The sequence below is a fragment of the Sulfuricystis multivorans genome, assembly GCF_003966565.1.
GTDB lineage: Bacteria > Pseudomonadota > Gammaproteobacteria > Burkholderiales > Rhodocyclaceae > Sulfuricystis > Sulfuricystis multivorans.
The window spans coordinates 1,901,794-1,916,737 of sequence record NZ_AP018718.1 but is presented as its reverse complement, the minus strand read 5'-3'; the positions used below and the strand labels follow the sequence as shown (position 1 = coordinate 1,916,737).

Here is a 14,944-nt window from a genome sequence, read left to right as displayed (position 1 = left end):
GCTCACTCCTGTCCTGCCGTCTGGGGCGCCTTACTCTTCGGCGCCGCTTTGAGGCCCATGACCTCCCAAAACAGGCCCGTGAAGGCGCCATGCGTGAAGGAAATGGCAAAGGCGATCGCGATCGGTACCAGTACCTGCCAAGGATGCTCGCGCGCGGTGCGCGAAAGCTCGATCACCCGATCGGATTCGATGAACAGCAACGTGTAGAGCAGGGCGGTCACGGCGCCCCAGAAAATCGTTTTCGCCCAAAGGCGTCGGTCGTGAACCATGGCAAAACCTCCCCTCGAATGTGGCGATTGGCCGCTCTGATCCTGGGATAAGCAGGCTTGAAACGCTTTGCTGACGACTTGGGTAATATCACCGGATTAGTGAAATGAGCGTGAAGACTATGATGGCGAACATCTCCCCTCGTCTGCAACGCTTCCTGCCCTTCCTGCGCTGGCTGCCCTATCGCGGTGGTGCGAAAACGGTGGTCGCGGTGCGCTTCGACGGACGGCTGTATTTCGCCAACGTCGCCTGGTTCGAGGACGCGGTGCTCGAAGCGGTGGCCGAGCATCCACAGATGAAATACCTGATCGTCGTCGGCGATGCGATCAACGAGATCGATGCCTCGGGCGAAGAGGTGATCCACCATCTCGTCGAACGTCTGCGCACCAATGGCGTGACTCTGCTCTTTGGCGGCCTCAAGAAACAGGTGCGCGATGTGATGCAAGCCACCGGCCTGATGGAGGCGATCGGCGCCGAGAAGTCTTCGGCACTGTCGAAGCCGCGATCGAGGAAGCCTACCGCCGCGCCGCCGCCGGCATCGAAGCCCGCGGCACGCTGTTGCGCCAAGCCACATGATCCTCCGCTGCCGTCTTGCCAGCGCCGACCTTCCACTTTGAGCATGACTCCATGAAGAAAAATCTCAAGCCCATCATCGCCGCTGCGATTTTTTTCCTCGTCTGGCTCGTCGTCGCCAGCCTCGTGCCGTCGCGTGAAATCGCCGTCGTGTTCGGCATCCTGATGCTCACCGTCTATCTGTTCGCGTTCGAGGTGGTCGGTGTCGACGTCGCCGCCGTGACGGTGATGGTGTTCCTCGGCCTGGTGAGCCACTTTCACGATTGGCTCGGGCTTGCCCGTCCGCTGGTGCAGGGGGCGGAGCTGTTCCGCGGCTTTTCCGGCAACGCGGTAGTCTCGATCATCGCGGTGATGATCATCGGCGCTGGGCTCGACAAGACGGGCCTGATGGGTCAGGTGGCCGGCTTCATCCTGCGCGTCGCCGGTCGTACCGAAGCACGCATCATTCCGGCCATTTCCGGTACCGTCGGCTTCATTTCCAGCTTCATGCAGAACGTCGGTGCAGCGGCGCTCTTCCTGCCGGTGGTCGCGCGCATCTCGGCGCGCACCGGGCTGCCGATGTCGCGCTTGTTGATGCCGATGGGCTTTAGCGCGATCCTCGGCGGCACCATCACGATGGTTGGCTCGTCCCCGTTGATTCTCCTCAATGACCTGATCCTTGCCTCGAACAAGGCGTTGCCGCCGGATCAGCAGATGCAGACCTGGCCATTGTTCACCGTCACGCCGATCGGGCTGGCGCTGCTCGCTTCCGGTATCGCCTATTTCGTGCTCGCCGGCCGTTACGTGTTGCCGGCCAAGGCCGAAGAGGACATGACCAGCGGCGCGAGCACCATGGATTATTACCGCGAGGTCTATGGCCTCGATTACGCGCTGCGAGAGGTCGAGGTGCCGGCGGGCAGTCCCTTGGTCGGCAAGACGCTCGAAGAGATCGAAAAGCCATGGCGGCTGCGCGTCATCGCCATGCTGCGCGGTGCAGACGATCTGCGCATTGGTCCTGGCGGAGTGGCGCGCGACGTCGCCATCGAGGCGGGCTGCGTGCTGGGTGTGTTGGGCGCGCCGGAGAAACTCGATGCCTTCGCCGCCGAGCATGGACTGGTTTTCCGGCCCGAACTCGTCGCCTTTGCCGATACGCTGGCGCCCAACAAGGCCGGGATCGCCGAAGTGGTCATCCCGCCCGGCTCGGATCTGATCGGCAAGAGTGCGCGTGACGTCTGGTTGAGAAAAACCTATGGTCTTGCGCTGGTGGCGCTGCATCGCGCGGGGCAAACGCTCCGCGAGGGCGATGGCATTCGCGACCTGCCGTTCCAGGCAGGTGATGCGCTGATCGTGCACACGCCTTGGGCGGCGCTTGCGCACATCGAGAAAGATCGCAACTTCGTCGTCGTCACCACCGAATATCCGCACGAAGAGCTGCGGCCACACAAGGTCAGGGCGGCGTTGATCTGTTTCGGCATCGCACTCGGCCTGATCCTCTCGACCAAGATCACGCTGTCAGTCGCCCTGATGACCGGCGCGATCGGCATGATCCTCAGCCGCGTGCTGAACATCGAGGAAGCCTACCGGGCGGTGAGCTGGAAGTCGGTGTTCCTGCTCGCGAGCCTGATTCCCCTCGGCCTGGCGGTAGAGACGAGCGGTACGGCGAAGTGGATCGCCGAGCAGACGCTGACGCTGCTCGGCGGCACACCGGTGTGGGTGATCCAGCTCGCCATCGCGGTGCTGGCGACGTTCTTCACGCTGGTGATGTCCAACGTCGGCGCCACCGTGCTGCTGGTGCCGCTGGCGGTGAATATCGCGATCGGCGCCGGCGCCAATCCGGCGGTGTTCGCGCTCACCGTGGCGCTGGCGACCTCGAACTCTTTCTTCCTGCCCACCCACCAGGTGAATGCGTTATTGATGGGGCCGGGCGGTTACCGCGTCGCCGACTACATGCGCGCCGGCGGCATCATGACCGTATTGTTCATCGCGGTGCTGATGGTGATGCTTAACCTCGTCTTTTGAAGTCGGATAGAATCGTGGCTTTTCCGAGCGCAAGGTCATGATTCGCAAAAATCCCAGCGGCGATCTGCCGATCGTGCATGAGTCGGCCTTCGTCGACCCCACGGCGATCCTCTGCGGCAAGGTGATCGTCGAAGAAAACGTCTTCATTGGCCCCTACGCGGTGATCCGCGCCGACGAGGTGGATGAAAAGGGCGAGATGGAGCCGATCGTCATCAAGGCCGGCTCCAACATCCAGGACGGCGTGGTGATCCACTGCAAGGCCGGCGGCGGGGTGACGATCGGCCGCGCGACTTCGATCGCGCACCGTTCCATCGTCCATGGGCCTTGCACGGTCGGCGACAAGGTCTTCATTGGCTTCAACTCGGTGTTGTTCAATTGTACGGTCGGCGACGGCTCGGTCGTGCGCCACAACTCGGTGGTCGAAGGTTGCCACGTGCCACCCGGCTTCTACATCCCCTCGACGACCAACGTCCATTCGGATGCCGATCTCGCCAACATCCAGCGCGTCACCGGTGACGCAACGAGTTTTTCCGAAAGCGTGGTGATGGCGAATCTCTCCTTGGTGCAAGGGTACAACCGCATCCGCAACGAATTCTGATCCATCCGCCGTGATCGCCATCGACGCTCTGCTGATTGCCGCCGGCCTGTGGCTGACGCTGGGCTTCATCGGGCTCGTCAAGGGGCGGAGTCTGCGTTTCGTCGGCACGGTGGTATTTCCGCTGGGCGCCTTGGTCGGCATCGCCGTCGGTGCCGTGGCGCTCTTCGCACTCGGCGGTGGAGTGGAAACCGCCCGTCTGGCCATCGGCCTGCCCAACCTGCCTTTCCATCTGCGCCTCGACGCGCTTGCCGCGGTCTTCCTGCTCCTGCTCGGGCTGGTGTCGGCCGGCATCTCCTTCTATGCGGCCGGTTATTTCAGCCATGATCACGGCATCAACCTCGGCGCCCTGTGTCTGGAATATCACGTGTTCCTCGCCAGCATGCTGATGGTGCTGTTGGCGGACGATGCTTACGCCTTCATGGTGGCCTGGGAAACGATGGCGCTGTCTTCCTTCCTGCTGGTGACCACCGATCACAAGCATGCTGCGATCCGGCACGCGGGCTTTCTCTATCTACTCGTCGCCCATGTCGGTGCGATCGCGATCCTGCTCTCGTTCGGCGTGATGACCGGTGGGGCGGGGGATTACAGCTTTGCCGGTATGCGCGCGCAGAAGCTGTCGCCGTTCTGGGCATCGATCGCCTACCTTTTGGCGCTGTTCGGTTTCGGCGCCAAGGCGGGGCTCTTGCCGGTGCATGTCTGGCTGCCCGAGGCGCACCCGGCCGCGCCCTCGCCGGTCTCGGCCTTGATGAGCGGCGTGATGCTGAAGACCGCGATCTACGGCCTGCTGCGCGTCAGTTTCGATCTGGCTGGCATGACGCTGTGGTGGTGGGGACTGGCGGCGCTCATCCTTGGGCTGGCGACCGCCTTGTTCGGCGTGCTCTATGCGACGGTGCAATCCGACATGAAACGCCTGCTGGCTTACTCGTCGATCGAGAACATCGGTCTGGTCGTCGTCGCGATCGGCCTGGCGTTGATCTTCCATGCATACGGAATGGAGGCGCTCGCCGCGCTGGCGCTCACCGCGGTGTTCTATCACTGCCTGGCGCATGCCGGTTTCAAGAGCCTGCTGTTTCTGGCCACCGGCTCGGTGCTGCATGCGACGAAGGAGCGCAGCCTCGGTAAGCTCGGCGGCTTGATCCACCGCATGCCCTGGGTCGCCTGGCTCGCGCTGGTCGGTGTGCTCGCCGGTGCTGGTCTGCCGCCGCTGTCCGGCTTCATTTCCGAATGGCTGCTCCTGCAGGGCTTTTTGTTCTCGCCGGGGCTGCCGCAGAGTTGGCTGAACATGACGGTGCCGGTCGCTGCCGCCGCGGTGGTGCTCGTCGCGGCGATGGCCGGCTTCGCGATGGTCAAGTTCTACGGCATCATCTTTCTCGGCCAGATGCGCGAGCCGGCACTCAAGGATGCGCACGATGCTGGTAGTCGCGAGCGTCTCGGCCTTTTCTGGCTGGTGCTGCTCACCTTGCTGCTCGGTCTTTTCCCTGGCTCGATCATCCTGCAGATCGACAGCGCCACACAGCAGCTCCTTGGCAAGGGGCTCGCCGAGCGCGTCATCGCACAGGGCTGGTGGCTGCTGGCACCGATCTCGCCCGAGCGCGCCAGCTACGAGCCGCTGGTCTTCTTCATGATCGTCACCGCCAGCGTGCTGTTGGGCGGCTGGGTGGTCAAGCGCCTCTATCATGGCCGGCTGCGCCGCTCGCCGGCCTGGGATTGCGGCTACCACTTCCAGGGGCCGCGCGCGCAGGACACCGCCGAAGGCTTTTCCCAGCCGATCCGGCGCATCTTCGCACCGATGTTTCGCATGCAGCGGCATTTTCCGAGCCTCCGCGACCGCGAACCGTATTTCGACGTCAAGGTCGAGGATCATTTCTGGTATGGGCTGTATCTGCCGATCGCGCGGCTTGCCGCACGCCTGTCCGCGCTGGTCACCAACCTGCAGGGCGGACGCATCGCCGTGTATCTGATGTACAGCTTCTTCACGCTGATCTTGCTCATCCTGGTGGCGCGGCCATGAGTGCGACCGGATTCTTTGGCCAGCTGTTCGCCCTCGTCCTGGCGCTCCTCCTCGCGCCGCTGTTGACCGGCTGGGTCAACCAGTGCCGTGCTTGGCTGCAGAATCGTGCCGCGCCGCCGCTGCTGCAGCAGTATTACCTGCTGCACAAGCTGTTCCACAAGGATGTCGTGCTCGCCCACGGCGCATCCCCCTTGTTCCGCTTCGCCCCTTATGCCGTATTCGGTTGCATGCTGCTCGCCAGCGCGATCATTCCCAGCCTGTCGACCGATCTGCCACTCGCGCCGGCCGCCGATGCGCTGGCACTGGTGGGCGTGTTCGGTCTGGCGCGGGTATTTATCTCGCTGGCGGCGATGGATGTCGGCACCTCGTTTGGTACCCTCGGCGGTCGGCGCGAAATGATGATCGGCTTTTTGGCCGAGCCGGCGCTGTTGATCGTGATCTTCACCGTCGCGCTGATCGCGCAGTCCACCTCGCTGGCGACGATCGTCGAGACGCTGGCACACCGCGCGCTCAATATCTATCCGAGCATCGCTTTTGCCGGTCTCGCCTTCACGATGGTCTCTTTTGCCGAGAACGCCCGCGTGCCGGTCGACAATCCCGCCACCCATCTGGAGCTGACGATGATCCACGAGGCGATGATCCTCGAATACTCGGGACGTCACCTCGCGCTCATCGAATGGGCCGCCAGTCTCAAGCTGTATGCCTTTTCCTGCCTCGGCCTGGCGCTGTTCTTCCCTTGGGGCATCGCCGAGCGCGACAACGTCTTCGCGCTCATGGCCGCCGTACCGCTGCTGGTGGTCAAGCTGGCGATCGGCGGCGCGGTCCTGGCGCTGATCGAAACCGTGAATGCGAAGATGCGCATCTTCCGCGCGCCGGAATTCCTCGGCACCGCCTTTCTGCTGGCGGTGCTCGGCATGCTGGTGAATCTGCTGCTGGAGTCATGAACCTCATCGCCCACTATGCCAGCCAACTGATCAATCTGTGCGCCGCGGTGATGCTGCTGCTCGCCTTTGCGATGCTCGCGCAGCGCCGCGTCATCCACGTCATCGATCTGTTCGCGTTGCAGGGCTTGGCGCTGTTTTTATCCACCATGGTCGTCGCGTTCAAGACCGGCCAGACACATCTTTATTATTCCGCCGCGCTGACCCTGAGCTTGAAAGTCCTGTTGCTGCCGTGGATCCTCCATCGGCTGGTGCGCATGCTGCACATCAAGCGCGAGGTCGAGGCGCTGATCAACATTCCGACCACGATGCTGATCGGCATCGTGCTGGTGGTCGTCGCCTTCAACGTCGCCTTGCCGATTGCCCAGCTGTCTGCGAGTGTCGCGCGCGGCATGCTCGGCATCGCGCTGGCCACGGTGCTGCTCGCCTTCCTGATGATGATCACGCGCAGGAAGGCGATCACCCAGGTGGTCGGTTTCCTGGCGATGGAAAACGGCTTGTTCCTCGCTGCCACCTCCGCCACCTATGGCATGCCGATGGTGGTCGAGCTGGGCATCGCGCTCGACGTGCTGATCGGCGTGATCATCCTCGGCGTGTTCTTCTTCCAGATCCGCGACCAGTTCGACAGTCTCGACATCCATCACATGGAAAAGCTGAAAGAGCACTGATGGATTTATTCGTCGCCACCCTCGCCATACCGCTCATCTCCGGCATCCTGCTCGCCAAGCTGGGCGAGCGCGACTGGGCGCCGCACCTGAACATCATCGCCAGCAGCGGCACCTTCCTCGCCGCCGCCGGGCTGACCCTCGAAATCGTCGCCCACGGGCCGCGTTTCGCCTTCGGCGAGCATTTCTTCATCGATTCGCTGAATGTCTTCTTCGTCACGCTCACCGCCTTCGTCGGCATGACGACGAGCATCTTCTCCGACCCCTACATGAAGAACGAGCGCGCCCACGGCAAGCTCAACCGGCCACGCCTGCGCCTTTACAAGAGCATGTATCAGCTGTTCATGTTCACGATGCTGGTGGCGCTGACCACCAACAACATGGGGATTCTCTGGGTGGCGATGGAGGCGGCCACACTGACCACCGTACTGCTCGTCTCGCTCTACCGCACGCCGGCGAGCCTCGAAGCGGCGTGGAAATACTTCATCCTCTGCGGCGTCGGCATCGCCCAGGCGCTGTTCGGCACCATCCTGCTCTACTTCGCCGCCGAGCGCGTACTCGGCGAAACCGGCACCGCGCTGTTGTGGACGCATCTCATCGGCGTCAAGCAGCACCTCGACCCGACCATCATGGCGCTCGCCTTCATCTTCCTGTTCGTCGGCTATGGCACCAAGGTGGGCTTGGCCCCCTTGCACAACTGGCTCCCGGATGCCCACGCCGAGGGCCCCACACCGGTTTCCGCGGTGCTCTCCGGCCTTTTGCTCAACGTCGCCCTGTATGCGATCCTGCGCAGCAAGGTGCTCGCCGACGGCGCGATCGGCGTGGCCTTCGCCGGCAATCTGATGATGGGCTTCGGTCTATTCACGCTGCTGGTCGCCGCATTCTTCCTCGGCCGGCAAAAAGACATCAAGCGCATGTTCGCCTACTCGTCGATCGAGCACATGGGGCTGATCACCTTCGCCTTCGGCATGGGCGGCACGGTGGCCAATTTCGCCGGCTTGCTGCACATGACGATGCATTCGCTGACCAAGTCGGCGATCTTTTTCGCCGTCGGCCACGCCGCGCAGAAGACCGGCACACAGCTGATGGAAAACATCCGCGGCCTGATCAGGATCAACCCACTGATCGGCTGGGGACTGCTGCTCGGCGCGCTCGCCATCCTCGGCATGCCGCCCTTCGGCGTCTTCGCCAGCGAGTTCATGATCCTCACCCATGCGATGAAATATCACCCCTGGGCGACGCCGCTTTTGCTCCTGGCGCTCGGAGTCGCCTTCGCCGCCATCTTCGGCAAGGTGCAGCCGATGGTGTTCGGTGAGCCTGCTGCCCGACGCCTGCCGCACGCGCCGGCGATCACTCCGGTGTTCGTGCATCTGGGGCTGGTCTTGATGCTGGGCCTGTGGATTCCGCCTTATCTGACGCGCTGGTTCCACGAAGCGGCGCGTATGCTGGGGTAGCGTGATGTTCCTGTTCGACGATATCCCGATCGATTTCGCGTTGCAGCCCGGTCTCGGTTCGCCGGTCTGGCGCGGACGCAGCAACGATGCCGATGATCTCAAGGATTTCGCTGCCTCGGTACATCTGGCCGGCGGGCGGCTTTCGGCCCTGTGGGGTTCCGACTGCCGCGATATTGGACAGGGATTCCGTCTCGACGTCGTGTTCGGCCTCAACGAAGGACATGCCTGGCTGCGGATCGACCTGCCCGAGGAGGCGCCGGTCTATCCGGATATTTCAAGCATCTTCCCGGCGGCCAACCGTATGCAGCGCGCCGCGCGCGATCTCACCGGTATCCGCCAGGCAGGCGGCGATCAGCGTCCCTGGCTGCGTCACGGCGGCTGGCCCGCCGACTGGTATCCGCTCCGCCATGATGCCAGCGTACCGCCGGAGAGTGAGAATGCGCCGACCGACTACCCCTTCGTCGTCGTCGCCGGCGATGGCGTGCATGAGATTCCGGTCGGCCCCATCCATGCCGGAATCATCGAGCCGGGGCATTTCCGTTTCTCGGTGGTCGGCGAGCGCATCCTGCGGCTCGAAGAACGGCTCGGCTACCAGCACAAGGGAATCGAGCAGCGCGCGCGCGGCGCCGATCTTGCCACCGGCGCGCTGCTCGTCGGCCGCGTCAGTGGTGATTCCACCGTCGCCTTTGCCTGGGCCTACGCGGCTGCTCTCGAGGCCGCCTGTGGCATCGAGCCCAGCCCGCGCGCCTTGGTGCTGCGCGCGCTGCTTCTGGAACGCGAGCGCGTCGCCAACCATCTCGGCGATCTGGGCGCGCTCGGCAACGATGCGGCGCTGGCCTTTGGTCTTGCGCAGTTCATGCGGCTCAAGGAAGACTGGCTGCGGCTCAATGCCGCGCTCTTTGGTCATCGCTACCTGATGGATCGCATCGTGCCCGGCGGGGTGGCCTGCGATCTCGACGCTGCGGCGGCGGCAGCGCTCCTGGTGCAATGCGATGCGATCGAGCGCGAGGTGCGGGAACTGCGTGCCATCTATGACGAACATTCCGGTCTGCAGGATCGCTTCGTGACCACCGGCGCAATCGATGCCGCTCTGGCGCGGGAGCTGTCGCTGACCGGTTTTGCCGCGCGGGCCGCCGGCTTGATCCTCGACGGTCGCGCGCACCGGCATGGTTATACGCCCCCGCCGCCCTATGCTTCCTTGGGCGTGCGTCCGGCAACGCGCGAAGAAGGCGATGTCGCCGCGCGCGCTGCGGTGCGCTTCGACGAGATCTTCGAATCGCTGCGTCTTTTGCGCCGGCTCGTCACCGAACTGCCGACAGGCGAGCTGCGCCGCGAGCTGGCCCCCGTGCCCAATGCCGAGGGCCTCGGCGTGATCGAAGGCTGGCGCGGCGAGGTGATCGTCGGCGTGCGCCTCGATGCGACTGGACGGATCGCCCGTCTGCATCCGCACGATCCGTCCTGGCAAGGCTGGCCGGCGCTCGAGCATGCGGTGATGAAAGACATCGTGCCGGACTTCCCGCTGATCAACAAATCGTTCAATCTCTCCTACTCAGGTCAGGACATCTGATGCTCGCGCTCCTCAAACGCATCGCCAAGACCGGCATCGTCAGCGAGCCTGCGCCCGAGGCGGGCGAGGCAAAAAGGGAAATCGACCGGCTCCATGACGAGATCCTCGCCATCCTCGGCCGCGCGCTGACGATCCGCGAGGTCGATGCCGGCTCCTGCAACGCCTGCGAGCTGGAAATCCACGCCCTCAACAACCCTTATTACAACCTCGAAGGGCGCGGCATCAAATTCGTCGCCAGCCCCAGGCATGCCGACATGCTCTTGGTCACCGGCCCGGTCACCAAGAACATGGAGAACGCATTGAAGATCGCCTACGAGTGCACACCCGATCCGAAACTCGTCGTCGCGGTCGGCGACTGTGGCTGCGGCTGTGGCGAGGTCGGTCGGCTCTTCGGCCCGAACTATGCGACGGTCGGGCCCATCGAGGCGGTCATCCCGGTCGATGTCAAGGTGCCCGGCTGTCCGCCGACGCCGACCGCGCTGCTGCAGGGCATTCTCGCGGCGGTGAGGCGGCGCTGACGCCTGCTGCCTTCATTTCATAGTCGCTCCTCGAGGATACGGACGATTTCTTCGTCGGAGAGCTCGACCGGGTTGGTCTGCATGCTGCTGCCGCGGCAATTCGCGACGATGCGCGGAAAGTCGGCGCTGGTGAGGCGGCACGCCGACAGCCGCGGGATGCCGAGCTCGCGTTCCCATTGCCGCAGGGTGTCGAGCAGGAAGGCGCGGGCAGCATTGCCGTTCAAGCCCTTCTGCATCGCGAAACGCCGGCCGATCTCGGCGTATTTCGGCAGCGCCGGGCTGTCGGGGGCGCGCTCCTTGAGCGCGGCGATGTTCATGGCCGTCGCGGCAGCAAGCAAAGTGCCGCAAGCGATGCCATGAGGGATCGGGAAAAAAGCCCCCAGCGGCGCGGCCAGCCCATGCACGGCGCCCAAGCCCGTATTGGCGAGGCAAATGCCCGAAACGAGCGCGGCATAGGCCATCTTTTCGCGCGCCGCGGCGTTGTGCGGATCGCGGTAAAAGGGCAGCAGAGCGTCCTTCACCGCCATGATGCCGCTTCTGGCCAGCGCGTCGGTGAGTGGATTCGCACGCCGCGAGACGAAGCTCTCCAGAAGCTGCGTGAAGGCGTCCATGCCGTCGGCGGCAATGAGCGCCGGCGGGCAGCTGGTGAGCAGATCAGGATCGACGATCGCCCAGGCGGCGACCAATTTTTCGTCGCGGAAGGATTTCTTGAACTTGCCCGGCTCGCCGATCACAGCGTTCTTGGTCGCCTCCGAGCCGGTGCCGGCGGTCGTGGGTACGGCGATGAAGGGCGTGGCCGGGCCGCGATAAGGCAGTTGCGGGCCGACTCCTTCGAGATGGTCGAGCACCGAGTTGCCGGGTTTGAGCAGCCCCGCGATCGCTTTCGCAGCATCGAGCACACTGCCGCCGCCGATGCCGATCACCGCGGCGAAATGCTCACCGCGCAGGCTGGCGACCGTCTCATCGATGAAACTTGCGGTCGGCTCATGAGCGACTTTCACGGTCTCCCAGTTGCAGCCCAGGCTGCGCAGTGCCGCGAACAACGGCGGCGCATGCAAAGATTCGAGGAAGCTCTGCTTCCCCGTGACGAGGAGCAGACGCTTGCCGAAAGCAGCGGCGATGCCGGGAACTTTTTGCAGTGTGCCGCTGCCGAATTCGATCCGCGGCAGATGGCCGATGGAAAAGGATGAAAGCATACGCGTATTATCCCGCCGATCAGCGAAAAACGAGAAGCAGACATGTCCGTTGCCAAAGCCTCTGACCGCCGCTTGCCCAACCCCCTCGCGATGCGCGGCTTGACCAGCAATACGCTGATACTGCTGGCCGTCGTATGGGTGGTCGGCGTTGCCAACCTCAGTTTTTTCGGCAACGTGCTGAAGACCTACGGTACGACGCCGGCCAAGCTGCCGGCATTGCTATCGCTGATGCTGGCATTCGGCGCGCTGAATGTGTTGCTGGCGGGATTGGTGGCCTTCGGCCGCGCGACCAAGCTCGCATTGATCTTCTTCCTGTTGCTGTCGTCGCTGACCGCCTATTTCATGGACAGCTTCGGCGTCGTCATCAACGACGAGATGCTGAACAACGTCGTGCAGACCAATCCGGCCGAAGCGCGTGATCTGATCAATCTGCGGCTGTTTGGCTATCTACTGGGTCTGGGCGTCCTGCCGGCCTGGTTCGTGGGCCGAATACCGCTCGTCTGGCGCGGCTGGCGCATCGAGCTCATCGCGCGGCTCAGACTGCTCGCCCTGGCGCTCATCGCGATCGTCGGGCCGGTGCTGCTGTTCGGCGGCTTCTATGCCTCTTTCGTGCGCGAGCACAAGCCGCTGCGCTCCTATGCGAACCCGGCCTATCCGCTTTATTCGCTCGTCAAGTATGCGCGTGGCCGTCTCGGCTCGAAGGCTGACAAGACGATCCAGCCGATCGGCCTGGATGCGCGCATCCCGCGCGCCGATCCGCATCGCGAACTGGTGATCCTCGTCGTCGGCGAGACCGCGCGCGCGGATCATTTCTCGCTCAATGGCTATGGGCGCGAAACCAATCCGCTGCTCAGCCAAGAGCCGGGCGTGATCAGCTTCGGCGATTTCCATGCCTGCGGAACCTCGACGGCAGTTTCCGTGCCGTGCATGTTTTCGCTGCAGGGCAGCAACGGTAACGCGGAAGGGCAGGAGAGTCTGCTCGACGTCGTCAAGCGCGCCGGCGTTGCTGTGCTGTGGCTCGACAACAATTCCGATTCGAAGGGAGTCGCGCTGCGGGTGCCTTACCAGGACTACCGATCGCCCGAGGTGAATACCGTCTGCGATATCGAATGCCGCGACGAAGGCATGCTCATGCCGCTGCAGGCGTACATCGACAGCCATCCGCAAGGCGACATCCTGATCGTGCTGCATCAGATGGGCAATCACGGCCCGGCCTATTACAAGCGCTATCCGGCGGCCTTCGAACGCTTCAAGCCGACCTGCCAGAACAACGATTTGAGCCAGTGCACGGCACAGGAGATCATCAATGCCTATGACAATGCGCTGCTCTATACCGATTATTTCCTGGCCAAGACCATCGAATTATTGAAACGCAACAGCGATCGCTTCGAGACCGCGCTGTTCTACGTCAGCGATCATGGCGAATCGCTCGGTGAAGGCGGCACATGGTTGCACGGTCTGCCGCGCGCGATCGCGCCGCGGGCGCAGCTGCACGTGCCCGCGTTGATGTGGTTCGGCGGGCACCACCATGAAGTGGATGTCGCGGCGCTGCGCGCGAAGCGCAATGCCCCCTACAGCCACGATCATCTCTTCCACACCGTGTTGGGTTTTTTCGAGATCGAGACGGCGATTTACCGGCCGGAGCTGGATATCCTGACCGATGCGCGCAAGGGCGACTGGTGAGGCGCCTCATGAGCAGCGGCGCAGATCACGCCGCGACGTCGTCTCACACCACGGTGAATTTCTCCGTCGATTCGTTGTAGCGCACCAGCGCATACCACAGCAGCAGCAGAGCGCCGGCGATCAGCAGCGTCGGCGCCCAGCCGCCGAGCATGTCCGGCCAATAAGCCTGGTAACCGACGGCGGTGATTTCGAAATCGGCGTCGCTGTCGGGGTTGGAGCGCGTCAGCCCGGACATTTTCAGGATCGCGCTGACGGTCGAGCCCATCCAGGCGAAGAAGAACATCGCCACCCAGAGCTTGAGATGCCCTTCGCCCATGCGCCACAGCGAACCGGAAGCACAGCCGCCGGCGAAGACCATGCCGATGCCGAAAATCACGCCACCGATCAACGAGCCGATCCAGAATGCCGCCGGAATCCCGGCGAACGGATCGATCATTTTGCGCTGGAACAGGAAGGCGGCCATCGGGATCGCGATCGCCAGCGCGAGGATGATCGCCTTGGTCATGTCGCCTTCGGCGGTCATGAACGGTTCGCGGAAGGCGCGCGCGAAACACAGACGCGAGCGGTGCATCACGAAACCGATCGCGAAGCCGAGCACGACGATTACCGCGCGGCTCGCCCAGACGCGGTCGTCGGAGTGATACCAGTTGTAAGCCCAGACGACGATGCCGAGGATGATCAGGAAACCGAGCAGCGGGTAGTTCTTCACCAGACCGGCGGGTGCATTGAGCGTCGGCGGCGCCTCCATGCCCCAGCTGATGTGCTCGAGTGTCCACAGCAGCAATTTGAGCCCGATCACGGCGCCGATCAGCAGGCCGCCGGCCATTACCCAGCCGGTCGGCGAGGAGTGCACGACCGGATTGAAGAACCCGCCGGTAGTGCAGCCGCCGGCAAACGAAGCGCCGGTGCCCATCAATGTGCCGCCGAGCGCGGCCCAAAGGAATTCGAGCTTGGGCGGACGGTTGATCTGGAACTGACGCGACATCAGCGCGGCGGTGAACGCGCCGAGCAGCAGCATGATGTTCATCAATGACATGCGGTGGGTAAGCAGGCCCTCTTCCGGCACCTGAATTTCCAGCAGGGGGGTGAGACCCAGCAAGCCGTTGATCCGGTCGCCCCAATAGCGCACCCCGCCGAATACACCCCATACCGTGCCATTGACCATCATCGCCATGATGATCATCACCAGCAGGATGGCACCGAGATAATGCGACCATTCCTCGACGAAGATTTTTTCGTAGTCGGCCTTGAAGCCGGCAAACCCGTTACTCATGGATGAATGCTCCCTGACTAAAATGTTTGAAGCAGCACACCGCGCTCAGTCCCTGTGGCCGGCAGGCCATCCCCTTTGGACGGACGCAAAATTACGTTAGCACCAAAGTCATTCCGCCGCGACTAGCCAAATGGGTAGGGTGAATGTCTAACTATAAGAAATTACTAATAAACTGATATGCGATCCGCAAATGCGGGAGT

At 63.3% G+C, this 14,944-nt stretch carries 13 protein-coding genes; 10 read left to right on the top strand and 3 right to left on the bottom strand.

Going from position 1 to position 14,944, the window contains the following annotated elements; genetic code table 11:
- Window positions 1-2 precede the first annotated feature (2 nt).
- The gene (locus EL335_RS09645) at window positions 3-269 is read right to left on the bottom strand and encodes a hypothetical protein (protein ID WP_126446390.1); all 267 of its coding nucleotides are present in this window, start codon (window positions 267-269) and stop codon (window positions 3-5) included.
- Window positions 270-373: 104 nt separating this feature from the next.
- Here EL335_RS09645 and EL335_RS09640 point away from each other — a divergent pair, with 104 nt between their 5' ends.
- Genes EL335_RS09640 through EL335_RS09600 form a run of 9 tightly spaced genes read left to right on the top strand, consistent with a single transcriptional unit; the run spans window position 374 to window position 10,592 of the window.
- Entirely contained in the window at window positions 374-898 is a 525-nt protein-coding gene (locus EL335_RS09640; protein WP_126446388.1) for a sodium-independent anion transporter, read from the top strand.
- The gene (locus EL335_RS09635) at window positions 895-2,838 is read left to right on the top strand and encodes an SLC13 family permease (protein ID WP_126446386.1); all 1,944 of its coding nucleotides are present in this window, start codon (window positions 895-897) and stop codon (window positions 2,836-2,838) included. The genes EL335_RS09640 and EL335_RS09635 overlap by 4 nt, the downstream gene beginning before the upstream one ends.
- A gap of 37 nt (window positions 2,839-2,875) precedes the next feature.
- Window positions 2,876-3,436, top strand: coding sequence for an LbetaH domain-containing protein (locus tag EL335_RS09630; protein WP_126446384.1), 561 nt, complete (start codon window positions 2,876-2,878; stop codon window positions 3,434-3,436).
- 10 nt (window positions 3,437-3,446) lie between these two features.
- Entirely contained in the window at window positions 3,447-5,447 is a 2,001-nt protein-coding gene (gene hyfB / locus EL335_RS09625; protein ID WP_126446382.1) for a hydrogenase 4 subunit B, read from the top strand.
- Entirely contained in the window at window positions 5,444-6,391 is a 948-nt protein-coding gene (locus EL335_RS09620) for a respiratory chain complex I subunit 1 family protein (protein WP_126446380.1), read from the top strand. The genes hyfB and EL335_RS09620 overlap by 4 nt, the downstream gene beginning before the upstream one ends.
- On the top strand, window positions 6,388-7,056 hold the full coding sequence (locus EL335_RS09615; RefSeq protein WP_284155317.1) for a formate hydrogenlyase: 669 nt from the start codon (window positions 6,388-6,390) through the stop codon (window positions 7,054-7,056). The genes EL335_RS09620 and EL335_RS09615 overlap by 4 nt, the downstream gene beginning before the upstream one ends.
- The gene (locus tag EL335_RS09610) at window positions 7,056-8,507 is read left to right on the top strand and encodes a hydrogenase 4 subunit F (protein ID WP_126446378.1); all 1,452 of its coding nucleotides are present in this window, start codon (window positions 7,056-7,058) and stop codon (window positions 8,505-8,507) included. Before EL335_RS09615 ends, EL335_RS09610 begins: the two co-directional genes overlap by 1 nt.
- Window positions 8,508-8,511: 4 nt before the next feature.
- On the top strand, window positions 8,512-10,074 hold the full coding sequence (locus EL335_RS09605) for a hydrogenase large subunit (protein WP_126446376.1): 1,563 nt from the start codon (window positions 8,512-8,514) through the stop codon (window positions 10,072-10,074).
- On the top strand, window positions 10,074-10,592 hold the full coding sequence (locus tag EL335_RS09600; RefSeq protein ID WP_126446374.1) for an NADH-quinone oxidoreductase subunit B family protein: 519 nt from the start codon (window positions 10,074-10,076) through the stop codon (window positions 10,590-10,592). Before EL335_RS09605 ends, EL335_RS09600 begins: the two co-directional genes overlap by 1 nt.
- A gap of 17 nt (window positions 10,593-10,609) precedes the next feature.
- Here EL335_RS09600 and EL335_RS09595 read toward each other — a convergent pair whose 3' ends face one another.
- Window positions 10,610-11,788, bottom strand: coding sequence for an iron-containing alcohol dehydrogenase (locus EL335_RS09595; protein ID WP_126446372.1), 1,179 nt, complete (start codon window positions 11,786-11,788; stop codon window positions 10,610-10,612).
- A gap of 42 nt (window positions 11,789-11,830) precedes the next feature.
- Between EL335_RS09595 and EL335_RS09590 the strand changes: the two genes are divergently transcribed.
- A complete protein-coding gene (locus EL335_RS09590; RefSeq protein WP_284155316.1) occupies window positions 11,831-13,471 on the top strand; it encodes a phosphoethanolamine transferase in 1,641 nt (546 codons plus the stop codon).
- Between the two features lie 43 nt (window positions 13,472-13,514).
- Here EL335_RS09590 and EL335_RS09585 read toward each other — a convergent pair whose 3' ends face one another.
- A complete protein-coding gene (locus tag EL335_RS09585; RefSeq protein WP_126446370.1) occupies window positions 13,515-14,744 on the bottom strand; it encodes a YeeE/YedE thiosulfate transporter family protein in 1,230 nt (409 codons plus the stop codon).
- Window positions 14,745-14,944: the final 200 nt, after the last annotated feature.

What these genes read in the sequence shown, in the direction of transcription:
- EL335_RS09645 (WP_126446390.1), bottom strand. Translation starts at nt 269, where the DNA reads ATGGTTCACGACCGACGCCTTTGGGCGAAAACGATTTTCTGGGGCGCC.
- EL335_RS09640 (WP_126446388.1), top strand. Translation starts at nt 374, where the DNA reads ATGAGCGTGAAGACTATGATGGCGAACATCTCCCCTCGTCTGCAACGC.
- EL335_RS09635 (WP_126446386.1), top strand. Translation starts at nt 895, where the DNA reads ATGAAGAAAAATCTCAAGCCCATCATCGCCGCTGCGATTTTTTTCCTC.
- EL335_RS09630 (WP_126446384.1), top strand. Translation starts at nt 2,876, where the DNA reads ATGATTCGCAAAAATCCCAGCGGCGATCTGCCGATCGTGCATGAGTCG.
- EL335_RS09620 (WP_126446380.1), top strand. Translation starts at nt 5,444, where the DNA reads ATGAGTGCGACCGGATTCTTTGGCCAGCTGTTCGCCCTCGTCCTGGCG.
- EL335_RS09615 (WP_284155317.1), top strand. Translation starts at nt 6,388, where the DNA reads ATGAACCTCATCGCCCACTATGCCAGCCAACTGATCAATCTGTGCGCC.
- EL335_RS09610 (WP_126446378.1), top strand. Translation starts at nt 7,056, where the DNA reads ATGGATTTATTCGTCGCCACCCTCGCCATACCGCTCATCTCCGGCATC.
- EL335_RS09605 (WP_126446376.1), top strand. Translation starts at nt 8,512, where the DNA reads ATGTTCCTGTTCGACGATATCCCGATCGATTTCGCGTTGCAGCCCGGT.
- EL335_RS09600 (WP_126446374.1), top strand. Translation starts at nt 10,074, where the DNA reads ATGCTCGCGCTCCTCAAACGCATCGCCAAGACCGGCATCGTCAGCGAG.
- EL335_RS09595 (WP_126446372.1), bottom strand. Translation starts at nt 11,788, where the DNA reads ATGCTTTCATCCTTTTCCATCGGCCATCTGCCGCGGATCGAATTCGGC.
- EL335_RS09590 (WP_284155316.1), top strand. Translation starts at nt 11,831, where the DNA reads ATGTCCGTTGCCAAAGCCTCTGACCGCCGCTTGCCCAACCCCCTCGCG.
- EL335_RS09585 (WP_126446370.1), bottom strand. Translation starts at nt 14,744, where the DNA reads ATGAGTAACGGGTTTGCCGGCTTCAAGGCCGACTACGAAAAAATCTTC.